This is a genomic window from Mucilaginibacter glaciei (assembly GCF_014773245.1).
GTDB classification, from domain to species: domain Bacteria; phylum Bacteroidota; class Bacteroidia; order Sphingobacteriales; family Sphingobacteriaceae; genus Mucilaginibacter; species Mucilaginibacter glaciei.
The window spans coordinates 99,632-122,568 of sequence record NZ_JACWMX010000008.1; the positions used below are offsets into that span (position 1 = coordinate 99,632).

Below are 22,937 nucleotides of genomic sequence, written 5' to 3' on the forward strand. Positions count from 1 at the left end.
TGTTTTGGGTATGTTGAAAAGTTATAGAGGTTGGGAAGGTTGAAAAGGTTTGAAATGTTTGTGAGGTTAACGAATAGAGCGGTAATTTAATTTCTATAATTTCAACCTTTACACCCCCTCAAACCCTTACATAACTTAACAGAAACTTACCTTCCGCTCGGGGAAACGGGTGGCATAGCCGGTTACAATGTTTTTGATATAATCGTTGCCCGGATACGGGGTTAGGTAATTCTTTAACGCCTGTATGTTATCGGCATCGTAGTAGTGGGATATATAGCCCATACCATAAAAACGGCCTTCTTCTATCAGGATGCAGCTATGTTCATCATCGGTACGGCCCTCATCACGAATAGCGAATGTAGGAAGTGCTTTCTTCAATTCATCTATAGCGGCAGTTACTTTTTGGTTGTAATCATCAGGCGTTTTGTTGCCCTCGCAGGCACATGCGCCGGTATGGCTACCACTGCAGGGCCCATTGTTTTTTTGTATAAAACACAGCTTAGGGCAAAGTTCAAAAGTGTCGATCAGTTGCAGCAGCAGGTTATGCCCCTCCAGGAACGAGTTGCAGGCATATACCGCCGGCATATGTTTACGGTGCTTATCAACTGCTAAACGCAGGTATCCGCGCTGGTCTTCATAAGCATAAAGGCCAAAGGTGTTTTCGAAACGTTTGAGCGAACGGTTATATTTAGGCCACAGGCGTTTGATCTCTACCGCCTCCAGCACAAAGGCGATCAGCTCGGTACCGCATACCTGGTGGCTGATACGATAGATGTTCTTTAAAAACTCCTGCCGTTGCATGTTGGGGTTGTTACCCGTAAAATGGCTGCAAACTCTTTTGCGGATGTTTTTTGCTTTGCCTACGTAAACCACTTTACCTTTTTGGTCGTGGAAGTAATAAACACCCGGCGCGTTTGGTAATGCCTCTATATCTGTTTTGGGTAGGTTAGCAGGCAGCACCTGTTCTTTTGAGTTTTGCTTTAGCGCCTGGCCGATATGGTTGGCTGTATCACTTTTTAGATATAAGCCAAATAGCTGGGCAGTTGCTTCTGCATCGCCCATAGCACGGTGGCGGCTGTTGTTGGCAATGCCGAGGTGCGTACAGAGTTTACCCAGGCTGTAAGATAGCAGCCCCGGCATGATCTTTCTGCCCAACCTTACCGTACATAGCTTGTTGGCATTCAGTTCGTAACCTGCTGCGTTGAGGTGGTATCGTAGGAAAGAATAGTCGAAATTAACATTATGGGCTACAAAGATCTGTCCTTTAAGCATGTGGTAGATCTCGTGTGCAACATCTTCAAAAAGCGGAGCAGTCTGCACCATTTCGTTGGTGATGCCTGTTAAAGCACGGATATAAACGGGGATGTCGCGCTGCGGGTTCACCAAAGTCTCGAACCGGCGGGTGATCTTTTTACCGTCATAGATACATATAGCAATCTCTGTGATGCCATTAGCACTGGCATGCCCCCCCGTCGTCTCAATATCTACAATTGCATACATAGTTCTTATACGTATACAAATGTAAAATATTTTGCTAATTATTTTAGTTATACGACGGATTTATTTACGCCATTGATGTTGGTAATAAGAAATCTAACCACAGTCGACCATATAAATCATTTTTCGCGAGCGTAGACGCTCTCTGTGGCATATCGTAAAGCGTGGACGCTTTACGATGCACAATAGCAATAAAAAAACCCACAGCTAAAAGCTGTGGGTTTGATATTCTTTAGTCAACTAATCTCTAATCAACTTATTTCTTCTTCGCCTGTACTTGTTGTTGCTGGCGCATCATTTCTTCCAATTTAGCACCGAAGCCTGATTTTTTCTTTTTAGGGTCTTCCGGTTTCTTTTTGTTTTCCTGGATCTGAGCATGAATCTTTTTATCATCAACCATAAACTTAATTAAGTATTGCTGTAAAAAGGTAAGCATATTGGCCAGGAAGTAGTAATAGTTCAAACCTGCAGGGTAGCCGTTTAGCGCGCCAAAGAAAATGATAGGGGTGATGTAACCTATATATTTCATCTGGCCGGTAGCGCCTGAGATCTGGTTATTAAAGTACGTGTAGATCAGCGTCGAGATCGTCATCAATAAACACATTAAACTGATGTGTGTCCACCCGATGATCGGCAGCGGCGCAAAGGTTAGCAGCGAGTCGTAAGTCGACAGGTCATGCATCCACAAAAAGCTTTGGCCCCGTAGCTCAAATAAGCTTGGGAAAAAGCGGAAGAACGCGATCACGATAGGCATTTGTATAACCAGCGGCAAACAGCCTCCTAATGGATTTACACCAGCTTTTTTATAAAGTTTTAAATATTCCTGCTGTAAAAGGGTAGGGTTATCTTCACCAACTTTACCTTTAATCTCGTCCATCTCCGGCTTCAGTACGCGCATTTTAGCCATTGAGAGGTATGATTTATATGTAAGCGGCGATAATACCAACTTCAGTATAATGGTTAGTGCCAGGATGATGATACCGTAGTTCCAGCCAAATTGCTGCAAAAAGTTAAATACGGGCAATACCGCAAAACGGTTAATGTATTTTAACGGCCCCCAGCCCATGCCGATCTGTTTTTGCAGATCGTAATTGCCTTGGTCTTTTAACAGGCTGTATTTGTTAGGGCCAAAGTAAAAGGTAAGCGGGTAGCTGCCATCTGCACTGCGAGATAATGCCGCATTAACTTTCATGTGTTTAATTACGGCGTGCTCGCTGGTATCATGTGCAACAGATAAGTTAGCTTTGGTAAAACCTTCCTTGCTGATCAATACCGACGAGAAAAAGTGCTGTTTGAAGGATAACCACTGGGTTTTGCCCTCGGTTAATGATTTGTCCTGATCTTTGGTGTCCCCAATTTCGCCGTTCTCGCCATCAAAATTATTGTAATAGATGGATGAATACTGGCGCTCCAGGTTCATGTCTTTTTCTTGTTTCAAAGGCTCGCTGGCCCAGTTAACTGTAACAGCGCCATTGTTGGCCATTATTTGTTCTAAGCCAACTGGTTTTACAGTTAAGCCTACTTTATAGCCCGTGCCTTTTAACGAGTAAATATAATCTACATATTGGGTAGGGCTGTAGCTTAAACGCATAGTAACCGACGATGAATCGGCACCCGCAACTACTGCATTGGTAGTGCTTGGCGTAAAGAAAAGATCGTCAGTATTAATGTTTCGGCCTGCTGCGCTAAAGTTTAAACCAAAGTGGTTGTCTTCACCGTTAAAAAGTATCAGCGGTTTTTTATCCCATGTTTTAAATTCTTTAAGCTCGGCACTGTAAACACGCCCGCCTTTTGTAGAAAGTTTAAGGCGGAGATCCTTATTTTCTAACGTTACAAACTGCTCGCTGCCAGCAGTTGCAGCACCAAATGGTGTTTTTAAAATAGCAGAGTCGGTTACAACGGTTGCTTTTTTTGTGGTATCAAACTTGGCGGTATTGGCTGCTGCCGGGGCTGGTAAACCAGCTTTTTTAAGTGAATCGGCATGTGCCCTTTCCTGCTCTTTTTTTATGGCCGCCGCATCAGGCTTCATAAAGTATATCGAGGCGCCCATGATGAGCATGATCAGGAATAATCCTGTAAACGTATTTTTATCCATTATCTAATATATCGTATGACCACCTTTCGCCGCTTTTGTTACAGGCGCAGTACCAGCCAATACACTGTTTTACTTACTCTTTAAAAAACAATTACTTCTTGCGGGCATAAGCCAGCGAAGCGGCGACAAAGTTAATAAAAAGTGGATGCGGATTAGCAACTGTTGATTTTAATTCCGGGTGAAATTGTGCGCCTATAAAAAACGGGTGGTTTTTAAGCTCTACCACCTCTACCAGGTTGTTTTCGGGGTTAATGCCCGATGGGGTTAAACCGGCTGCTTCGTAGTCTTTCAGATATTTATTGTTAAACTCGTAACGGTGGCGGTGGCGTTCACTAATGTGCGTTGCGCCGTATGCCAGGGCCGCTTTACTACCTTTCTTTAAATCGCAGGGGTATGCGCCTAAACGCATGGTGCCACCTTTGTTTACAATAGTTTTCTGGTCTTCCATCATCGCGATGACCGGGTTAGGGGTATCGGGGTTCATTTCGGTACTGCTGGCATCTTTAAGGCCCAAAACGTGGCGGCCAAACTCAACAACAGCACATTGCATCCCTAAACAGATGCCGAAGAACGGGATATTGTTTTCGCGTACGTAACGGATGGCCTCAATCTTGCCTTCAAAACCACGCTCGCCAAAGCCCGGTGCGACCAATACACCATGCAGGCCGCGCAGCTTATCAACCGCGTTCTCGATAGTCAAATGTTCTGACGGGATGTATTGCACCTTTACCTTGCATTCGTTTTTAGCACCGGCATGGATGAACGATTCGATGATGGATTTATAGGCATCCGGCAGTTCCACATATTTACCTACCAGGCCAATCCTTACTTCAGATGTTGGGTTTTTGAGGCGGCCCAAAAATGCTTTCCAGTTATCCAGGTTAGGCTCGTTCTTTAACGACAGTTTCAACTTGGTCAGTACGGTTTTATCCAGTTGCTCTTTCAGCATCAGCAAAGGCACATCATAAATAGTTGATGCATCCATCGATTCGATAACGGCGTTTATATTTACGTTACAGAACAGGGCTATCTTTTTACGGATATCCATATTGATGTGGTGCTCGGTACGGCAAACTAATATATCCGGCTGGATGCCATACTCCAACAGCATTTTAACCGAGTGCTGTGTAGGCTTGGTTTTCAACTCGCCCGCAGCAGCCAGGAAGGGGATAAGTGTTAAGTGGATCACCAGGGCATTGCTGGAGCCTACTTCCCATTTAAACTGGCGCACGGCCTCAACAAATGGTAATGATTCGATATCGCCCACGGTACCGCCAATTTCGGTGATCACAATATCGTAGTCGCCGCTTTCGCCCAGTATACGCATGTTGCGTTTGATCTCGTCGGTAATGTGGGGTACCACCTGTACAGTTTTACCTAAAAAGGCACCTTCGCGTTCGCGGTTAATTACATTCTGGTAAATACGGCCGGTAGTAATATTGTTGGCTTTTGAGGTGGGCGTGTTTAGGAAACGCTCGTAGTGGCCCAGGTCAAGATCGGTTTCGGCACCATCTTCGGTCACATAGCATTCGCCATGCTCGTAAGGGTTTAAAGTACCCGGATCAATGTTAATATAAGGATCGAATTTTTGGATGGTTACGCGGTAGCCACGTGCCTGGAGTAGTTTAGCTAATGAGGCGGATATAATGCCTTTCCCTAATGACGAGGTAACGCCACCCGTAACAAAGATGTATTTAGTCATGATTTTTTTGAAATCCTGGCAGCAGAATTAAGCCTTTGCCAATTGTTTGTGTACGGGATACAAAATTAAGAAAATTTGCGGGATTGGGGCGCTAAAATTGCAATTGTTGGGAAGTTATAGGTTGTCGGCAGTAACGTATTGAAAATGTTTGCAGAAGGGAAATTGACGGTTGACGGATAGGTGCCCCGGTTGTTGTAAAAGCTAAAATCCTTTTTGTATACAAATACGTCCGCTTTGTATAATTTACTGCGTTAGGCGATCGGCACCTTTGTACTTCATTTAATAAACTAAACAATGGATATGATAAAAAAAGTAAAGTTAGGCAGTAAAGGTTTCATGGTGCCGGCCCAAGGGTTGGGCTGTATGGGTATGACCACACTTGCCGGGGCAGACGTTTATGGAAAAGCAGACGAAAAGGACGCCATAAAAACCATTCACCGGGCATTGGAATTGGGTATTAGCTTACTGGATACTGCCGACTTATACGGCCCGATATTAAATGAGCGATTGCTGGCAAAAGCTATAAGTGGTAACAGAAATGCTTACCAAATAGCAACTAAATTTGGTTATGAAATTGATGATAACGAACAACTGACCTGGGCAATTAACGGCAAACCAGATTACGTTCGTAAATCGATCGAGCGATCATTAAAAAATTTAAATACAGATCACATCGATCTTTATTATCTGCACCGTGTAGATCCAGCCACGCCTATTGAAGACACAGTTGGCGCTATGGCCGATCTGGTTAAGGAAGGTAAGATCAGCTATATCGGCTTGTCAGAAGCTTCGGCAGCAACTATAAGAAAAGCGCATGCTGTTCACGAGATAACGGCTGTACAGAGCGAGTATTCGCTATTTGAACGCGAGCCCGAGGTAAATGGTGTAATGGATACATTGGCCGAACTGGGGATAGGTTTTGTTGCTTACTCGCCATTAGGCAGAGGGTTTATTACCGGCGAGATCAAGAGCCCTGATGATTTTGCCGCGGACGATTTTCGCAGGCAGATCCCAAGGTACCAGGGAGAAAACTTTTATAAGAATATGGAGTTGCTTGAACAAATTCAACAAATGGCCGCGCAAAAAAACATAACGCCCTCGCAACTGGCTTTGGCATGGGTGCTTTCAAAAGGCGCAATAGCTATACCCGGTACAAAGCGTATCAAATACATAGAAGAAAATGCTGCGGCAACCAATCTCACGCTAAGTGCCGAAGAGCAAATTGCGTTGGAATCGATCATTCCGGCTGGTATCGCCGCCGGTAATAGGTATGATGAATATTCGATGAATGGTGTAAATATATAGCACAATTAACAATTACGGTACAATAAAGCAGCTACCTTTGAAACGGTAGCCGCTTTTAACAACGTATTGATTTTAATGATGAAAAAAGAATCAGAACCATTGGTTATTAATTCAATTACAGAATTTTGCAAGGTGTTAGGGCATCCAAAGCCCAAGAACCCGCTGCTTACTGTATTAGAGATTAAATGTAATTCAGACTACCCGGAGTTGGCCAGTAATAAACTCATTTATGATTTTTACAGCGTTTTTATTAAAAGAAATATAAAGAGGCCGATAAGATATGGCCGTCGGTTTTATGATTTTAGTGAAGGCACGATGGGCTTTTCGGCACCTAAACAGGTTTTTACACTGGATAGCCCCGAAGATGTTGCCGAGGTTACCGGCTGGTACCTTGTATTTCATGCCGATTTGATACGTAAATATCAGTTGGGGAAAAGGATCAACGATTATAACTTTTTTTCGTACAGTGCCAACGAAGCCCTCCACCTCTCTGATGATGAGGAGCAAACCATTGAGAAGATCATGAGGGATATCCGTAAAGAGTATGAGCAACCTATTGATCTTTTTAGCCAGGATGTTATCGTATCCTATCTGGAAGTATTACTTAATTACAGCAACCGTTTTTATAACCGCCAGTTTATAACGCGTAAACAGGCAGAGGAAGATTTGCTGGCTACTTTTACCACTTACATTCGTAACTATTTTGAACAGCCAAATATTGCACAACTGCCAAACGTGAATGATGTGGCTGCACAAATGAACGTGTCTGCTCATTATTTAAGCGATATGTTAAGATCGGTAACAGGCCAAAGTGCCCAGCAACATATTCACGATTTTTTGATTGAGAAGGCCAAACAGTTATTGCTAACTACCAACTTATCTGTCAACGAAACTGCGTACCGGCTTGGGTTTGAATATCCTCAATATTTTAACCGGCTGTTCAAAAATAAAACTGGGATAACACCTGCGACTTTTAGAGGAAACAACTAACCGTAATTTCCGCAAGTTATTGTAGAAGAGTTAGCATTAGCTTTGTTCCTTAATCCTTAAATAGACCTATTTAGCCTCTATCCATCCTATTTCCCCATCAGCATTTACCAATAAATAATTACGGTAAGCCGCCAGTAGATTTACCTTTTGCACTGATGCGATAGGCTTTTTACTTGGCGCATTACACTATCGGGCGCATTGTAAAGGGGCTGTTCTGTTTTCAGCGTAATGCTGCGCATGGAATTTGCTTCGCTAATATTTTTACTGCTGATGTAGCCGCTTTGCCCGTTGGGCAGCAATACTTTGTATCAGCCACCGGTTGCAGCTGCTACCGTGAGCGCTACAAATTTTGCCGGCCGATCAAACTGTTTTGAAAATGAATTTTATTATAACTGACACCAGTGCGTTATTACGCTATATAAGATTGAAATTTATTGATACTGCCGTCAATCAATTTACAAAGCTCAAATGCGTCGGCAACATATTTCACTATATCAGAAGCGCTTAATATTACGGTAACATCACCTTTAGTATGTGCGTAAGTACCTCGATATTTTGCTACCTTTTGCAGTGAATTTAGTAAAGATAAATCTTGTGGTATATCTATTCCAACAGGAATTAAAAGTTTAAGAAGATATTTTAACGATGCTCCATGATTGGCTTCAATGTTTCCTCTGAAAAACCTAACAACTTCTTTTAAAATTTCTTTTGTGTAAGAATCGGTTTTTTTTGTTAATTCAGAGATGTTTTCAAGAGTTAAATCAATGCCATTTTTTTGTAATTGAGATGCTAATTCAAGTTTTGATTTATGAGTCTTTAATGTATCTGAATTGCTGTTGGAAAATATAGTAAATGCGTTGGCAAGTATTAACGTTTTTAACAATTGAGATATATTGTCATTAAATTGATCCACCTCAGCCTGAGTTGAAGGAATACTTGTAACAAACGCCTTTGTTTTATATTTTTTGTAAGAGTTTTCAATGGTCTTAATAGTGAGTTTTTCGAAATATTCTTCAAAAGCTGCATGTGCTAAAACGCAAAAAGCTTTTACGCTGTCCTCTTCTTGGGCCGTAGGAAGTAGTGTTGTTGATTGAATATACGGCTTTAAAAATCCCCTGTACAATCTATAGCAGTGATTTTTTAACTCAGACAACTCCGTCATTCTAAAGGAAGGAGGTTTTTAAAATCTTTATTATAGGAGCTATTAATTAATTGCCTAAATAAATCAAACCGGATTGCAACACTTTTTTTAGTGTTTGTAGAAGAAACCATTGATTTCCTAAACGCATTATCTTGCTTTGATAATTCCTCAAATCCCTTTAAATATTTTGCGTTGTTAATTTGATTTATGTCGTTTTCGCTTAACTGAGAAAAAAAATGTATTTGAACATCAAATAGATTTCGATTAAATCTATTTTCGTTATAATATTTCCCGATATTATCCATACCCGTTATTTGGGAGAGAAGTTCGATCCCTAAATCTAATTCTAAATAAAGCCTGCTTACGATCGAATGAGTAGTCTCCCACTCTTTATTTAATACAACTAATGTATCATCTAAGAATTTTTTCAAATTACCATTATACTTACTTAAATACATTCTATAAGAAATAAACTTCAATAATATTTCTGCATCAAGAAGCCTTTTATCAGGCTGGTCTATTCCTAACACCCTGTGTAATGGGCCAATTTTTTCAGTAGACTCCATTAGGAAATCTGAAAACTCTCCTTTTCTTAAGGATTGTCTTAACTCTTGCATCGATAACGGTACTGCGCCGGAATTTAAACGGTAGAAAATTTCGTACAATATATCATCTGTTGTTTGATTAAAAACAACAGTACACCTAATATCTGAATTTTGAAAAGCTCTGTATGACTCTCTATTTATATCTTGAGATAAAAGTTCTATGCTCATATTATTGAGCTTAGGTTTAAGCTTTAAATCTCTTAAAATAGGTTTGTCCCAATATTTATAAGTTTCATGTTCAATGAATCCAGCTATTGTTAATAATCTTTGCTTTCCATCTAATACAATGAATTTATTCTTTTCTTCATGACTTTCGGCTAATACAATTTCTGGAACAGGAAGTTTAAGGATTAAAGATTCAATTAATCTACTTCGTTTCTCATCAGTCCAAGCATTTCTTCTTTGAAATTTTGGATTTAATTCAATATTCCCCTGTTTAATTTGATTATATATAGTTTCTACTGTCCAGTCTCTGGAATATGTTTTGATATTTTCTGATAAAATTAAAGTTATGTTATCGACAATCTCCTTATTCGATTCAATAATTTCTTCATCAATCTCGTTATATTCCATAGAGGTTCTTTTAAGTTTTAAATATATTATTTTTTTATACTTGCTGTAACACTCTATTTAACAATTAATGAAAAATAAACTTTGCAATATTTGTAGTTTCCTAACTGTTTACGGCAGATTCACAAGCAAATAATCGTGATACAAGTATTAGAAGTTATGCCTGACAACAAAGCCTCCCGAAATTCGACAGGCTTAAATAATTATTAAGTTATCATTAAAACAACCCGTTTATTTCGCGTTCTATCTGGTTAATGATGGTACCCATATCTTCGGGGTTGTTGGCAAAATCAAGGTTGTCTTTATCCAGTATCAGTAGTTTGCCCAGCTTATAGCCTTTGATCCACTTATCGTACTTCTCGTTCAGTTTGGACAGGTAATCTATCCGGATGCCTATTTCATACTCGCGGCCCCGGCGTTGGATGTTGTTTACCAGGGTAGGTACAGATGCTTTTAGGTACACCAGCAAATCGGGCGGTTTGATGAATTCGCAAATGTTATTGAACATAGCCTCGTAGTTCTCATAATCGCGGGTGGTCATCAGGCCCATATCGTGCAGGTTTTCTGCAAAAATGTAAGCATCCTCGTATATGGTGCGGTCCTGGATAATGTTGCGGCCACTTTTCTGGATCTCTACGATCTGGCGGTAACGGCTATTCAGGAAATAGATTTGCAGGTTAAAGCTCCAGCGTTTCATCTCGTTATAGAAATCTTCCAGGTAGGGATTGTTATCAACAGCCTCGTACATGGGCTCCCAACCGTAATTTTTCGCTAACATTTCGGTCAAAGTGGTTTTACCCGCGCCGATATTTCCTACAATAGCTATGTGCATATAATCTGAATCAGAATTTTCCGAATTTACTGAATTAAGATAATGTTTTTGTCCGGCTATATCTGAATTCTGAAAATTTTCTAATTCTGAAAATTCCGATTCAGACAGTGAACTACCTAGAACTTCCTGAAACCTATTATTTCGCGTACTTCCCTGATTGTTTTTGAAGCGCTTTCGCGTGCTTTGGCAGCACCGTATATGGCTACCTGCCTCAAATACGGGGCATCGCTTGCAATGTCATTAATTTTTTCGCGAATGGGTGCAGTAGCGATGATCATATCCTCGGCCAGTTGTTTCTTGAGGTCGCCGTAGCGGATGGCGCAGGTATTGTAAAGATTATCGAAGTGCTCCAGCGTATCGGGTGTAGAAACCACCTTCAGCAGGTCGAACAAATTCTGGATCTCCTGCGGTTTAGGCTGGTTATCTGCCGTAGGCCCGGCATCGGTAACGGCGCGCATCACTTTTTTGCGGATCGCTTCGGGCGTGTCTGATAAGAAAATGGCGTTGCCTTCGCTTTCGCTTTTGCCCATTTTGCCTTTACCATCCAACCCGGGGATCTTTACCAGGCTCTCGCCCATGCTAAAGGCATACGGCTCGGGGAAATACTCGTTATTATATAAACGGTTAAAGCGGTTACCAAACGTGCGCGACATCTCGAGGTGCTGCTCCTGGTCTTTACCCACGGGTACTTTGGTGGCTTTATGGATCAGGATATCCGCGGCCATTAAAACAGGGTAGGTCAATAAACCGGCGTTAACGTTATCGGGGTTAGCGCGTACTTTATCTTTAAAGGAAGTGCTGCGTTCCAGCTCGCCAGTGTAGGCGTTCATGTTCAGGTACAAGTATAGTTCCGACACCTCGGGCACATCACTTTGTACATATATAGTAGCCTTTTCCGGGTCGATTCCTGCAGCTAAATATTCTACCAGTACCTGTTTTACCGCGCCGTGTAAATTGGCAGGAGTAGGGTGGGTAGTTAACGAATGCAGATCGGCAATAAAAAAATAGCAATTATATTCATGCTGCATTTTTACGAAGTTTTGTATCGCTCCGTAATAGTTTCCTAAATGCAGGTTTCCGGTTGAGCGGATGCCACTAACAACAGTTTCCATATAGGGGGCGAAAGTAAGGATTTTTTCTATTTTTGAGGGCGATGAAAATGATATTGAAGAAAGTGCACCTATACCTTTACCAGGGCGCCGTTGCATTTTTTTATTTTTTGTTCTGGCCGTTTTTATACTATTTTTCGTTAAAGCCGGATAGGTACCGGCACATGAACAGCGTGCGCCGCGTGTGGGGTTATATCAGCTCGTTAACCGTTGGTATCCGCTATAAATTTACCTACGAGGTGCCTATCGACTGGACTAAAACCTATATCGTTGCCCCCAACCATACCTCAAACCTGGATATTACTGTGATGAGTTTGCTGGTAAAAAGCAATTGCTGCTTTATGGGTAAGCAGGAACTGGTAGACGGACTGGTGACCGGCCTGTTTTTCCGTACGGTGGATATCCCTGTTAACCGCGAAAGCAAGATGGCATCCTTTCGCGCGTTTAAAACGGCTATGGGCAGGCTGGAGCAGGGCATAACGGTGATCATCTTCCCGGAGGCTACTATACCGGATACTTATCCTCCGCAATTACACAGTTTTAAGAACGGGCCTTTCCGCATGGCCATCGAGCTGAAGATCCCCATAATCCCCGTTACTTCATTAAATACCTGGAAAGTTTTGTGGGATAATGGTAAAATGCACGGCTCAAAACCGGGGGTATGTGATATATTTGTACATAAGCCGATAGAAACGGCACATTTAACTATTGAAGATGCCGATGCCCTGCGCGACCAGGTATACGGCATCATCAGCAAAAAATTAGAAGAAGTAAAATGATCATAGACGAACAAACGGTTGATAAGGTAGCCCACTTGGCAAGGCTGGAACTGCGCGCAGACGAAAAGGCCGAAATGATAAAGGACATGAACAAAATACTGGGATTTATGGATAAGCTAAACGAAGTAGATACCACCGGTGTCGAGCCCCTGGTTTACATGATCTCCGAAAACAACCCGCTGCGCGAAGATGTAGTAAAACAGGTAATCACTACTGAAGGAGCCCTGCTCAACGCCCCCGATCATGATAGCAGCCATTTTTTGGTGCAGAAAGTGATTAAGTAGAGCGTCAAGACAATTAGAATCAAGAGTCAGGACAAAGAAGAAATTGCAGCGTTCTTGATTCTTGTATCTCATCTCTTGATTCTTTTTCAAATAGTGTAACATTTTGCACCCCCACGCTGTCCAAACACCAAAAAAAAACGGAACATGCCAGTATTGACCAAGCAAGAGCCTCTTATTACCATTAAAGATATCGGCCGTAAATATGTTATTGGTGCGGAGATTATCCATGCTATAAAGTCGGTTTCGTTAACTATCAATAAGGGCGAGTTTGTAGCACTGATGGGCCCGTCGGGTTCTGGAAAATCGACCCTGATGAATATCCTTGGTTGTTTAGATACCCCAACCAAAGGCGAATACATACTGAATGGCATCAACGTAAGCCACATGACGGATAATGATTTGGCCGAAGTTCGGAACACCGAGATCGGTTTCGTTTTCCAGACGTTTAACCTGCTGCCGCGTAACAGCGCTTTAGATAATGTGGCCCTGCCATTAGTTTACGCAGGCATCAGCAAAGAAAAACGGAACGAGCGTGCCCGCAAAGCTTTAGAAAATGTGGGACTGGGCAACCGTACAGATCACCGCCCTAACGAACTTTCGGGCGGGCAGCGCCAGCGTGTGGCGGTTGCCAGGGCGCTGATCAATGATCCGTCTATCATCCTGGCCGATGAGCCAACCGGTAACCTGGATACCAAAACGTCTATAGAAATTATGGGCCTGATGGAAGATATCCACGCCAAGGGCAACACCATTATATTAGTTACCCACGAAGAAGATATTGCCATGCACGCCCACCGTATTGTACGGATGCGCGATGGTTTGGTGGAGAAGGATTATATGAACGAAAATATCCAGACGGTGGACAGGCGCGTACCCGAGGCAGCTGAAGGAATCAAATTAGAAAAGTAAGTTAATAAGTGTTGAGTTTTCGGAAAGCCCTTTTGCAAAGCAGAGAGGGCTTTTTTGTATGACAAGTTTTTCTAAAATTTCAACTACTTTGTCATCCTGAGCGATAGCGAAGGATCTTACAGGTTGTAAACGAGCGGAAGGATACTTCACTCCGTTCAGTATGACAGATTTTTCTAAAAATTAAACCAGCTTGTCATCCTGAGCGATAGCGAAGGATCTTGCAGGTTGTAAACGAGCGGAAGGATACTTCACTTCATTCAGTATGACAAGTTTTTCTAAAATTAAACCACCATGTCACCCTGAGCGATAGCGAAGGATCTTGCAGATTGTGGACAGACGGAAGGATACTTCACTCCGTTTAGTATGACAAGTTTTTCTAAAATTTCAACCACTCTGTCATCCTGAGCGATAGCGAAGGATCTCCCCGGTTGTAAACGAGCGGAAGAATACTTCACTCCGTTCAGTATGACAAGTTATTTTTAGCTAAGATTCGCCAGCCGTGATACAAACTCCGCCAGATAACAGGCATGCTCCGGCGCTACCGGTTTGCGGTTGCCTATGATAAGGGTATGCTCAAAGATCTCTACCACAAAATCTGTCTCCTTGATCAGCATCATGGCATCACGGAACTGCTGCGTCATCGCCTTGTGCGCTTTTTCCTTGTCGTCGGTAAGTACATAAAAACGGTCACTGAAGGGTTTGTCTTCCCTGAAATCTAATTCAATGGGGAAGACGATCTCGCGGATCTTGTCTAGCAAGGTCTCCGTGCGGATAAACACCCGGCCAAAATCTTGTTTCAGATAAGTTAAGGCCCAGGGCTGATAGTTGTGATGGTGTTTCAACTCAGCCCTGGTGCTTTTTGCATTTGGGTTCATCTCTAAAAACAGCATGTAGCTATCGGCCCCGATATGTTTTATGGCGTAAGTATCCCTGATGTTCAGGTCTTTGTAATGATTAAAGGTTTCGAACTGTTCCAGCTGAAAATCGATATCGCCCGGTACCTCCACGCGGTAGTTTTCGCGCAGGTGGTTACACGTGGCGTCAAACGCATCTATATCAACAGGCGTTAACCCTGCGACATCAAAAGAAAGCTTATTCATAAATTGGGGACTAAACAGGCTAAATATAGCAATTCCCCAAAACTTTTATGAGTAAAGTAATTTTCCACACACCACACACCACACACCACTCACCTTACTGATACGGCTCCATCTTGCCACAACTACAAGCACAATTAGGGTCGGTAGTGCCCATTTTGGTCAGGAATGCCTGGTAAAATCCCATCCGGTCCTTCATATTATACATATCGTCGCCTTTGTTGCATTCCAGTTCGCCGTTCACAATGTTAATGGTCATGCCAAATCCCGGGGTGCGGCCTTTTGCCTTATCGGCGGCACTGGGCTGCCATTTACCAACCATCACATCATGTGCCGATGGTTTGTGCGTTTGCGGCGTCATCCAAAAATACACGGCGGTTTTAAAGGCAACTACCGGGTCAGTCTCTACCAGGCCGGGATTATTGAGCAAAATCTTTTCATCGCCAAAAATACAGTCAGATGCATAGCCGTAGTTACCGTTGTAACTGATCTGCATCGGCCCGCGGCCATAATACTTTTGCCCCTTAAATGGCGGGTATTCGTCGCTGTCGCCAAAATAGTTTAACGTAGTATTTTCTTCATGCAAAGCCATCAGGCCGTCGGTATAACTTCCGTTTTGGCCGTGGCGGGTTTCGTGGGCTATCTGGGCAAAAAAGGCAGCCAGCTCGCGTTTATTGGTGGCTGCATCTTTATCACTGCAAAAACCGCCGTAATCGATGCTGTAGGTGCTGTCGGGTTTTACTTTTGCCCAGGCCTCATTCCAGTCCTCGTCCTGGCGTACAATGGCGGGCTTGCCGGTACGTTTATCGGTACGGATGAGCTGGTATACCGAAACCGCCCTGCGTGTAACCTTCACGTTAATATTGGCCAACTCATCTACCGCTTTGATAAAGGCCTGATAGGTGTAAAATTTATTACGCTCGGGGAACAAGTCGTTAAACTGCTTTTGGGTTAAGAATTTAGCGAATGATGGTTTCGGGGCCGGGGCAGCCTCAGCTGATATAGTGGCAGTTTTTTTATCAGGCGTATCGCCGCAGCTAAAGCTTAGCAGCGATATGGTAAACAAAGTGGTAATAGCAAGCCAGGCCGATGATATAATGCGTTTCATAATTGCAGATGATATATATTTGGAACAAAACATGAAGTACACAATTAAGTTTAAAAACGTTTAGTTTTTACACAGTCTTAAAACGATACCAAGATAGTTTAATTGCTATGAAAATATACACCAAAACCGGGGATAAGGGCTACACATCATTAATTGGCGGTACGCGGGTACCCAAGCATCACCTGCGGATAGAAAGTTACGGAACAGTAGATGAGCTGAACTCTTACATCGGGCTGATTCGCGATCAGGAATTAACCGGGCACGATAAAGACATCTTAAAGCAGATACAAGACAGGCTGTTTACCATTGGATCATCGCTTGCCGCCGATCCGGAAAAGAGCAAAATGGTGATACCCGACCTGCACCCCGAAGACATTGAACTACTGGAGCAGGAAATGGACCGTATGAACGAAGTATTGCCGCAGTTGCGCCACTTTATTTTGCCGGGTGGTAATAATGCAGTATCTTACTGCCATATAGCGCGTTGTGTTTGCCGACGTGCCGAAAGATTAAGCGTGCATTTGGCAGAAGAAAGCACGGTTGATGAGAAAGTGAATATTTATTTAAACAGATTAAGCGACTACCTGTTTACCCTTGCAAGATTGATTGGGCATGATGCAAAAATCCCTGAAAACCAGTGGATACCGCGGCTTTAAAAAAATTACAAAAAAATATTGATAATCAATTTAAAAATATTATACTTTTGCGAAAAAGGAAATTTACCACATAATATAAAAACATGTATTGGACACTCGAATTAGCATCACACCTGGAAGATGCACCATGGCCTGCAACAAAGGATGAATTAATTGATTACGCTATACGCTCCGGAGCGCCGGTAGAGGTTATTGAAAACCTGCAGGCACTGGAAGATGATGGTGAGCCTTATGAGAACATTGAGGAGATTTGGCCGGATTACCCTACCAAAGACGATTTCTTTTTCAACGAAGACGAATATTAACATCTGTTTAATTACGATATAGAGCCCTTTTTACGAAGGGCTTTTTTCGTCAATGGTATTTTATTGGCAAATAATCACTTTATAACCTATTTGTTGGTGTATTTATGCTGCTATAAGGGCTTTTTTTCTTTTAGAGTATTTTGGAATAATATTTGGTAGGGTGTAAATACATTAAAACAAATATTAACACTTAAAAACATTTACCATGAGAAGTCTACTTTACCTTGTTGCTGTTATTTTAGTTATCGCCTGGATCTTTGGCGCATTCGTAACTCCGTTTGGCGGTAATATCATCCACGTATTATTAGTTATTGCTATTATAGCTGTAATATTAGGTGTGATCCGCAGGGCATAATCTTAGCCGATATAAATACAAAAAAAGCACCATATGGTGCTTTTTTTAGTTAACAGCCTTTTGGAATAGATTTTGGTATAACGAGGCGATATTCAACGTAAATCTTTAACATATAAAAACACACACACTATGAGAGGCTTATTATACATAATCGCTGTTATACTGGTAATAGGATGGTTATTCGGATTCTTTTTTATCCATGCCGGTGGCATCATTCACATCTTATTGGTAATTGCGGTTATCGCATTACTACTTGGCGTTATCAGGAGAGCCTGATCGTAGCAGATAAAAGCACAGCCATCAGCTCAACGCTGGTGGCTTTTTTTGTTTATAAGCGCTTCGGCAATGGTTATATCCTCGGGGAAAGTAATCTTTATATTGCTGTAACTACCTGCTATCAGTGTTATTTGCCCGCCAGCCTGCTCTACTACCGAGGCATCATCTGTAAAGTTTTCACTGTAAGGCTGCATGTAAGCCTCTTTCAATAAAGCCGATTTAAAGGTTTGAGGTGTTTGTACCAGGTAGATCTCGTCCCTATTTAAACAAGTGGAACCTTCACCATTTTGCTGACGGATCGAATCACGGCTTTTTACCGCGGTAACTGCCGTTCCATTTGCCTCCGCACAACGGAAACTCTCGTCAATTATTGCGCTGCTAATCAATGGGCGCACTGCATCATGTACAGCAATTAGCACATTAATGTCATAAATCAGGTCAACCGCATTTTTTACCGAGTGGAAACGGGTTTCGCCGCCTGCAATTAATTTATGATTTATGCTAAAATTATGCACATTGCATAACTCTTTCCACAAGTCGTGATAAGTTGCGTGTAACACCAGTATTATTTCTGGCGACGTTTGGCTGTTATGAAACGCCTCCATAGTGTGCATCAATACCGGCTTCCCGCAAAGCTCGATAAACTGCTTGGGCAATGCCGACTGCATCCGGCTGCCCGAGCCGCCGGCAACGATGATTGCGTAGGTTTTAGATTTTGGATTTAGGATTTCGGATTTCGGATGTAGCATGTGTGGCTAATTTACGATTTTGGAGAATTAAAAAAGCCATTCTGTAAGGAATGACTTTTTTAATGATAAATCCGAAATCAAAAGTTCGAAATCCGAAATTAGATGATCAGCATGGCATCGCCGTAGCTGTAGAAACGGTATTTTTCTTTCACAGCAACCTCGTAGGCATGCATTACGTGCTCGTAACCGCCAAAAGCACTTACCATCATCAATAAGGTCGACTCTGGTGTGTGGAAGTTAGTGATCATCGAATTAGCAATACTGAATTCGTATGGCGGGAAGATGAATTTGCTGGTCCAGTCGTTAGCCGATTTGAGGGTTTTCCCTGCAGATACAGCAGATTCGATTGTACGCATTGATGTGGTTCCTACCGCACAGATGCGTTTTTTGCGCTCGATACCGCGGTTTACTATCCGTGCTTGTTTCTCTTCGATAATGAATTGCTCAGAATCCATTTTGTGTTTAGTCAGATCCTCTACCTCAACCGGGCGGAAGGTACCTAAGCCAACGTGTAAAGTGACTTCGGCAAATTCAACGCCTTTCAGTTCAAGGCGTTTCATTAGTTCGCGGCTAAAGTGCAAGCCTGCAGTTGGTGCTGCAACAGCGCCTTCATGCTTGGCAAATATAGTTTGGTAACGTTCTTTATCTTCGGCAGTAGCCTTACGCTTAATGTATTTAGGCAGTGGTGTTTCGCCCAGGATCTCCACATTACGGCGGAACTCCTCGTCGGTACCATCAAAAAGGAAACGGATGGTACGGCCACGTGACGTAGTATTATCAACAACCTCGGCAATTAACAGGTCGTCATCACCAAAGTAAAGTTTGTTACCTACGCGGATCTTACGGGCAGGATCAACCAAAACATCCCAAAGGCGTAATTCTTTGTTCAATTCGCGTAGCAGGAAAACTTCGATGGTTGCACCGGTTTTTTCCTTATTACCATACATACGCGCAGGAAATACTTTGGTGTTATTCAGGATCATTACATCCTGATCGTCAAAATAATCCAAAACATCCTTAAATATTTTATGCTCAATCTTGCCAGAATCGCGATGTAAAACCATCAGGCGCGATTCGTCACGCGTATCTGAAGGGGTATGTGCAATTAATGATTCTGGTAAATCGAATTTAAATTGAGATAATTTCATGCTAATATATATGAATTTTCAGGGCGCAAATGTACGGAATTTTTGTTATTTTTTCGCGGTTATTCTGATTTAGCGGAATTTAGGTTCAAATACTTAAATCTAAATTAGGTGTAACTTAAGTGCATTAACACCGTCTAACAAATGTTGTTTTAAAACGCAAGGTTAAATACACCCGCCAATATTAATATTCGATATGATAATACTTAAACTTATCCGCGAAAGCTTTCTGTTTGCCTTTGATGCATTACGGCAAAATAAGCTGCGTACCATCTTATCATTACTGGGGGTAACCATTGGTATCTTTACCATTATCGCGGTGTTTTCGGGCGTGGATACGTTGCGTAACAACCTGCAAAAAAGCGTGAACAAGCTGGGAAGCAACAGTATTTACATTCAAAAATGGCCCTGGGTGGGCGAGGATAACTTCCCCTGGTGGAAATACATGCAGCGCCCGGTTCCAAAACTGCGCGATTTTGAGCAGCTGCGCCGCCGCAGTCAAACCGCCAAAGCAACATCATACGAGATCAGCATCGATAACCGCACCGTTAAATACGGCAGCAACACGGTTGATGGCGCGCAGATAGATGCCGTATCGCACGATCATGATAAGACCTGGAACTTTGATTTCCAGGACGGGCGTTACTTTACCGACATTGAATCGCGCACGGGCGCGCCGGTCACCATTATAGGTGCTGATATCGCTGATGCACTGTTCCCCGGTGGTACAGGAGTAGGCAAACAGATCAAAATAATGGGCCGTAAGGTTACCATTATAGGCGTTTTTACCAAAGAGGGTAAAGATATTTTGGGCATCAGCAGCGACAACGAGATATTGCTGCCGCTTAACTTCGCTAAAAACGTTATTGATATCGAAAACGAAAAATACAACCCGCAGATAGTGGTACGCGGCCAGGATAATTTAACCGATTTAGAGGTGGAGAGTGAAGTGCGCGGTTTAATGCGCTCTATCCGCAGCATTGCACCGGGTAAGGAAGACAATTTTGCGCTGAACAAATCAAACATCCTGTCTAACCAGTTAGATCAGCTTTTTGGTATCGTAAACATTGCCGGCTGGATCATAGGAGGGTTCTCGATATTAGTGGGCGGCTTTGGCATCGCCAACATCATGTTTGTATCGGTTAAAGAGCGTACCAATATCATAGGGATCCAGAAGTCACTCGGTGCCAAAAATTACTTTATTTTGCTACAGTTCCTGATAGAGTCTATCGTGCTTTGTTTGATGGGAGGGGGGATGGGGCTACTTTTGGTGTACCTTGGTACCCTTGGCGTAAAGGCCGCCGCCGACCTGGAGATCGTACTGGATATGAACAACATTATCTTCGGCTTGGGCATTTCGGTAACAATCGGCATCATATCGGGTATTGTACCGGCATGGTTCGCCTCCAAACTCGACCCTGTGGAAGCGATAAGGACGAATTAAAAACCGCTATAAATAATAATTCTCCCCATCGGTTTTAACTTTCCCCGCATCAAGCAGCAGGCGGATGGTGGCAATTTTTTCTTTTTCGGTGCCTATTTTAATACCCGCTATCAACGAGCCAATGTTTTGATTAGCCGCGGTAAGTAACTGTACGATCTCGTTAGTAATATCGTCAAAAATTTCATCGGCATTTTTTTGGCGGCGCTCTTCCAGGCAAATATCACATACGCCGCATTTTTGCGCATGGGGTTCATCAAAGTAGGCTAAAAGCATTTGGCTGCGGCAGCGTTTATGTTCGGCATAGGCAAACACGGCCTCCATTTTAATGCGGTAGTTTAGCTTACGCTGTTCGATGTAAGCCTTATTAATGTACAGGTTATTATTGTGCTGTCTTGCCTTTAGCCAGGTTATCTGTGGCTTGTCTGTTTGGGGCAGGTAACTTACCAGGTTAAAATCCTGCAATTGCTTTAGTCCGTCAATTACTTGCTGCGTGTTTAAGCCGGTACGGCGGGCCAGGTCAAATTCCTTTAAACGAACATAATTTTCAAACGAACCGCCATAACTGCGCAGCAGGGTTTTTATAAAAGCGTCCCAACCCGGGTTTTGGATCTGGAAATTGTAAAGCTCTTCATTCAATACCTCGAACCTGAACCGCGAGGGCAAATAAACACTTTCGTTGAATGACAGGTATTCGTCCTGCTCTAAAAACTTTAAGGCGTTCAGCGTTTTAATGGCATCCAGCTTATACCGGCTGCAAAATTCGCCCAGGTCAAGGTCAAAGCTGGTACCTTCGCCGGCATCATAGGCTACCTGGCAGTAATTGCCCAAATAATGATAGATCTGCTTGATCTCATTAACCGACGGGAAATTAAGCAGGAATTTCTTCTCCTCTTTAACCCTGTCTGCCTGATTGTAAAGCAATACGCCGTAAGCGCGTTTCTCATCCCGACCGCCACGGCCCGCTTCCTGATAGTAGGCCTCCAGGCTTTCGGGGATATCTTTATGGATCACAAACCTCACATCTGGTTTATCTATCCCCATCCCGAAGGCATTGGTAGCCACGATAATGCGTGTGCTGTTATTTTTCCATGCCTCCTGCTTGGCCGACCGTTCATCAACAGGCAGGCCCGCATGGTAATAATCGGCCTTAATAGCGTTATCGTTGTAAAACTTGGCAATCTCGAAGGTTTCTTTACGGCTGCGCACATACACGATACCACTACCGCTGATTCCGTTGGCTACATCGAGCAGTTTCTTGAGTTTATTCTCGCTGTTTTGCACTACATAACGCAGGTTACGGCGCTCGAAGCTCTTTTGATAAACTACCTGGTTTTTAAAAAGCAGTTTTTCCTGGATATCCTCCCGCACCTTGGCAGTTGCTGTAGCGGTAAGCGCGATAACAGGGACCATAGGGTGCAACTCCCGCAGATCGGCTATCTTTAAATATGATGGGCGGAAATCGTAACCCCATTGCGAGATACAGTGAGCTTCATCTACCGCGAAGAGGTTTACGTTCATGTATTTGATCCGTTCGCGCACCAGGTCAGACGCCAGCCGCTCGGGCGAAATATAAAGGAATTTGGTTACTCCGTAGACGCAATTGTCTAACGCGATATCCACCTCGCGCCGGCCCATGCCCGATACGATGGCCATCGCCTCGATACCTTTTGCCTTCAGGTTTTCTACCTGGTCTTTCATCAGGGCGATGAGCGGTGATACTACAACACAAATACCTTCTTTAACCAATGCCGGCACCTGGAAACAAACCGATTTGCCGCCGCCGGTAGGCAGCAAGGCCAGCACATCACAACCCTCCAATACGGATGTGATGATCTCCTCCTGCATCGGCCGGAAGTCGTCATGTCCCCAGTATTGTTTAAGTATTTCGCGTGGTGTCATTAGCGGTTATGAAAAAAGCCCGTGTTAGCGGGCTTTGGTTTTATTTGCTGGCGATTCGACTCACCCGGTCGTTGCTTCACTCGAC

At 43.0% G+C, this 22,937-nt stretch carries 22 protein-coding genes; 10 read left to right on the forward strand and 12 right to left on the reverse strand.

Annotation, left to right across the window (positions count from 1 at the left end; genetic code table 11):
* Positions 1-135: 135 nt before the first annotated feature.
* The 3 genes from IDJ76_RS17665 to IDJ76_RS17675 form a co-directional block, all read right to left on the reverse strand.
* Positions 136-1,500 (reverse strand): exonuclease domain-containing protein, encoded by a 1,365-nt coding sequence (locus IDJ76_RS17665; protein ID WP_191165056.1) that lies wholly within the window; start codon positions 1,498-1,500, stop codon positions 136-138.
* A 253-nt stretch (positions 1,501-1,753) separates the two neighbouring features.
* Positions 1,754-3,592 (reverse strand): membrane protein insertase YidC, encoded by a 1,839-nt coding sequence (gene yidC / locus IDJ76_RS17670; protein ID WP_191165058.1) that lies wholly within the window; start codon positions 3,590-3,592, stop codon positions 1,754-1,756.
* Positions 3,593-3,683: 91 nt separating this feature from the next.
* On the reverse strand, positions 3,684-5,294 hold the full coding sequence (locus IDJ76_RS17675; protein ID WP_191165060.1) for a CTP synthase: 1,611 nt from the start codon (positions 5,292-5,294) through the stop codon (positions 3,684-3,686).
* Positions 5,295-5,588: 294 nt separating this feature from the next.
* On the opposite strand from IDJ76_RS17675, the gene IDJ76_RS17680 reads away from it, so the two are divergent.
* Entirely contained in the window at positions 5,589-6,599 is a 1,011-nt protein-coding gene (locus tag IDJ76_RS17680; protein ID WP_191165062.1) for an aldo/keto reductase, read from the forward strand.
* Positions 6,600-6,674: 75 nt separating this feature from the next.
* The gene (locus tag IDJ76_RS17685) at positions 6,675-7,589 is read left to right on the forward strand and encodes a helix-turn-helix domain-containing protein (RefSeq protein ID WP_191165064.1); all 915 of its coding nucleotides are present in this window, start codon (positions 6,675-6,677) and stop codon (positions 7,587-7,589) included.
* 409 nt (positions 7,590-7,998) lie between these two features.
* Here IDJ76_RS17685 and IDJ76_RS17690 read toward each other — a convergent pair whose 3' ends face one another.
* The 4 genes from IDJ76_RS17690 to trpS form a co-directional block, all read right to left on the reverse strand.
* On the reverse strand, positions 7,999-8,751 hold the full coding sequence (locus IDJ76_RS17690) for a HEPN domain-containing protein (protein ID WP_191165066.1): 753 nt from the start codon (positions 8,749-8,751) through the stop codon (positions 7,999-8,001).
* A complete protein-coding gene (locus IDJ76_RS17695) occupies positions 8,748-9,908 on the reverse strand; it encodes a DUF262 domain-containing protein (protein WP_191165068.1) in 1,161 nt (386 codons plus the stop codon). Before IDJ76_RS17695 ends, IDJ76_RS17690 begins: the two co-directional genes overlap by 4 nt.
* Positions 9,909-10,122: 214 nt before the next feature.
* Positions 10,123-10,737, reverse strand: a complete 615-nt coding sequence (locus IDJ76_RS17700; protein ID WP_191165070.1) for a deoxynucleoside kinase — start codon at positions 10,735-10,737, stop codon at positions 10,123-10,125.
* A gap of 116 nt (positions 10,738-10,853) precedes the next feature.
* Positions 10,854-11,849 (reverse strand): tryptophan--tRNA ligase, encoded by a 996-nt coding sequence (gene trpS / locus IDJ76_RS17705; RefSeq protein WP_191165072.1) that lies wholly within the window; start codon positions 11,847-11,849, stop codon positions 10,854-10,856.
* Between the two features lie 47 nt (positions 11,850-11,896).
* Here trpS and IDJ76_RS17710 point away from each other — a divergent pair, with 47 nt between their 5' ends.
* From IDJ76_RS17710 to IDJ76_RS17720, 3 genes are all read left to right on the forward strand, one after another.
* Positions 11,897-12,625 (forward strand): lysophospholipid acyltransferase family protein, encoded by a 729-nt coding sequence (locus tag IDJ76_RS17710; RefSeq protein ID WP_224746396.1) that lies wholly within the window; start codon positions 11,897-11,899, stop codon positions 12,623-12,625.
* Complete coding sequence (gene gatC, locus IDJ76_RS17715) at positions 12,622-12,909, forward strand: Asp-tRNA(Asn)/Glu-tRNA(Gln) amidotransferase subunit GatC (protein ID WP_191165076.1); 288 nt, start codon at positions 12,622-12,624, stop codon at positions 12,907-12,909. Before IDJ76_RS17710 ends, gatC begins: the two co-directional genes overlap by 4 nt.
* A gap of 144 nt (positions 12,910-13,053) precedes the next feature.
* Positions 13,054-13,818: an ABC transporter ATP-binding protein gene (locus tag IDJ76_RS17720; protein ID WP_191165078.1), complete on the forward strand. Its 765-nt coding sequence runs from the start codon at positions 13,054-13,056 to the stop codon at positions 13,816-13,818.
* A gap of 479 nt (positions 13,819-14,297) precedes the next feature.
* On the opposite strand, the gene IDJ76_RS17725 is transcribed toward IDJ76_RS17720, so the two are convergent.
* Positions 14,298-14,918: a hypothetical protein gene (locus tag IDJ76_RS17725; protein ID WP_191165080.1), complete on the reverse strand. Its 621-nt coding sequence runs from the start codon at positions 14,916-14,918 to the stop codon at positions 14,298-14,300.
* A 94-nt stretch (positions 14,919-15,012) separates the two neighbouring features.
* A complete protein-coding gene (locus IDJ76_RS17730; protein ID WP_191165082.1) occupies positions 15,013-16,023 on the reverse strand; it encodes a chitinase in 1,011 nt (336 codons plus the stop codon).
* Positions 16,024-16,130: 107 nt separating this feature from the next.
* Between IDJ76_RS17730 and IDJ76_RS17735 the strand changes: the two genes are divergently transcribed.
* From IDJ76_RS17735 to IDJ76_RS17750, 4 genes are all read left to right on the forward strand, one after another.
* Entirely contained in the window at positions 16,131-16,679 is a 549-nt protein-coding gene (locus tag IDJ76_RS17735; protein WP_191165084.1) for a cob(I)yrinic acid a,c-diamide adenosyltransferase, read from the forward strand.
* 83 nt (positions 16,680-16,762) lie between these two features.
* Positions 16,763-16,984 carry a DUF2795 domain-containing protein gene (locus tag IDJ76_RS17740; RefSeq protein ID WP_002996718.1) on the forward strand — a complete coding sequence of 74 codons (222 nt, stop codon included), beginning with the start codon at positions 16,763-16,765 and terminating at the stop codon, positions 16,982-16,984.
* A 205-nt stretch (positions 16,985-17,189) separates the two neighbouring features.
* A complete protein-coding gene (locus IDJ76_RS17745) occupies positions 17,190-17,339 on the forward strand; it encodes a lmo0937 family membrane protein (RefSeq protein ID WP_191165086.1) in 150 nt (49 codons plus the stop codon).
* Positions 17,340-17,468: 129 nt separating this feature from the next.
* Positions 17,469-17,615, forward strand: coding sequence for a lmo0937 family membrane protein (locus IDJ76_RS17750; protein WP_191165088.1), 147 nt, complete (start codon positions 17,469-17,471; stop codon positions 17,613-17,615).
* A gap of 29 nt (positions 17,616-17,644) precedes the next feature.
* Here the strand turns inward: IDJ76_RS17750 and IDJ76_RS17755 are convergent, their stop codons facing one another.
* Both IDJ76_RS17755 and queA read right to left on the reverse strand, forming a co-directional pair.
* Positions 17,645-18,364: a 2-C-methyl-D-erythritol 4-phosphate cytidylyltransferase gene (locus IDJ76_RS17755; RefSeq protein WP_191165091.1), complete on the reverse strand. Its 720-nt coding sequence runs from the start codon at positions 18,362-18,364 to the stop codon at positions 17,645-17,647.
* A gap of 98 nt (positions 18,365-18,462) precedes the next feature.
* Complete coding sequence (queA, locus tag IDJ76_RS17760; protein WP_191165093.1) at positions 18,463-19,512, reverse strand: tRNA preQ1(34) S-adenosylmethionine ribosyltransferase-isomerase QueA; 1,050 nt, start codon at positions 19,510-19,512, stop codon at positions 18,463-18,465.
* 193 nt (positions 19,513-19,705) lie between these two features.
* On the opposite strand from queA, the gene IDJ76_RS17765 reads away from it, so the two are divergent.
* Entirely contained in the window at positions 19,706-20,953 is a 1,248-nt protein-coding gene (locus IDJ76_RS17765) for an ABC transporter permease (RefSeq protein ID WP_191165095.1), read from the forward strand.
* A 6-nt stretch (positions 20,954-20,959) separates the two neighbouring features.
* Here IDJ76_RS17765 and IDJ76_RS17770 read toward each other — a convergent pair whose 3' ends face one another.
* Positions 20,960-22,852 carry a RecQ family ATP-dependent DNA helicase gene (locus IDJ76_RS17770; RefSeq protein WP_191165097.1) on the reverse strand — a complete coding sequence of 631 codons (1,893 nt, stop codon included), beginning with the start codon at positions 22,850-22,852 and terminating at the stop codon, positions 20,960-20,962.
* Positions 22,853-22,937 lie beyond the last annotated feature (85 nt).

Excerpts from the sequence above, each read along its gene's own strand:
- IDJ76_RS17665 (WP_191165056.1), bottom strand. The coding sequence starts at position 1,500 with ATGTATGCAATTGTAGATATTGAGACGACGGGGGGGCATGCCAGTGCT.
- yidC (WP_191165058.1), bottom strand. The coding sequence starts at position 3,592 with ATGGATAAAAATACGTTTACAGGATTATTCCTGATCATGCTCATCATG.
- IDJ76_RS17675 (WP_191165060.1), bottom strand. The coding sequence starts at position 5,294 with ATGACTAAATACATCTTTGTTACGGGTGGCGTTACCTCGTCATTAGGG.
- IDJ76_RS17680 (WP_191165062.1), top strand. The coding sequence starts at position 5,589 with ATGGATATGATAAAAAAAGTAAAGTTAGGCAGTAAAGGTTTCATGGTG.
- IDJ76_RS17685 (WP_191165064.1), top strand. The coding sequence starts at position 6,675 with ATGATGAAAAAAGAATCAGAACCATTGGTTATTAATTCAATTACAGAA.
- IDJ76_RS17690 (WP_191165066.1), bottom strand. The coding sequence starts at position 8,751 with ATGACGGAGTTGTCTGAGTTAAAAAATCACTGCTATAGATTGTACAGG.
- IDJ76_RS17695 (WP_191165068.1), bottom strand. The coding sequence starts at position 9,908 with ATGGAATATAACGAGATTGATGAAGAAATTATTGAATCGAATAAGGAG.
- IDJ76_RS17700 (WP_191165070.1), bottom strand. The coding sequence starts at position 10,737 with ATGCACATAGCTATTGTAGGAAATATCGGCGCGGGTAAAACCACTTTG.
- trpS (WP_191165072.1), bottom strand. The coding sequence starts at position 11,849 with ATGGAAACTGTTGTTAGTGGCATCCGCTCAACCGGAAACCTGCATTTA.
- IDJ76_RS17710 (WP_224746396.1), top strand. The coding sequence starts at position 11,897 with ATGATATTGAAGAAAGTGCACCTATACCTTTACCAGGGCGCCGTTGCA.
- gatC (WP_191165076.1), top strand. The coding sequence starts at position 12,622 with ATGATCATAGACGAACAAACGGTTGATAAGGTAGCCCACTTGGCAAGG.
- IDJ76_RS17720 (WP_191165078.1), top strand. The coding sequence starts at position 13,054 with ATGCCAGTATTGACCAAGCAAGAGCCTCTTATTACCATTAAAGATATC.
- IDJ76_RS17725 (WP_191165080.1), bottom strand. The coding sequence starts at position 14,918 with ATGAATAAGCTTTCTTTTGATGTCGCAGGGTTAACGCCTGTTGATATA.
- IDJ76_RS17730 (WP_191165082.1), bottom strand. The coding sequence starts at position 16,023 with ATGAAACGCATTATATCATCGGCCTGGCTTGCTATTACCACTTTGTTT.
- IDJ76_RS17735 (WP_191165084.1), top strand. The coding sequence starts at position 16,131 with ATGAAAATATACACCAAAACCGGGGATAAGGGCTACACATCATTAATT.
- IDJ76_RS17740 (WP_002996718.1), top strand. The coding sequence starts at position 16,763 with ATGTATTGGACACTCGAATTAGCATCACACCTGGAAGATGCACCATGG.
- IDJ76_RS17745 (WP_191165086.1), top strand. The coding sequence starts at position 17,190 with ATGAGAAGTCTACTTTACCTTGTTGCTGTTATTTTAGTTATCGCCTGG.
- IDJ76_RS17750 (WP_191165088.1), top strand. The coding sequence starts at position 17,469 with ATGAGAGGCTTATTATACATAATCGCTGTTATACTGGTAATAGGATGG.
- IDJ76_RS17755 (WP_191165091.1), bottom strand. The coding sequence starts at position 18,364 with ATGCTACATCCGAAATCCGAAATCCTAAATCCAAAATCTAAAACCTAC.
- queA (WP_191165093.1), bottom strand. The coding sequence starts at position 19,512 with ATGAAATTATCTCAATTTAAATTCGATTTACCAGAATCATTAATTGCA.
- IDJ76_RS17765 (WP_191165095.1), top strand. The coding sequence starts at position 19,706 with ATGATAATACTTAAACTTATCCGCGAAAGCTTTCTGTTTGCCTTTGAT.
- IDJ76_RS17770 (WP_191165097.1), bottom strand. The coding sequence starts at position 22,852 with ATGACACCACGCGAAATACTTAAACAATACTGGGGACATGACGACTTC.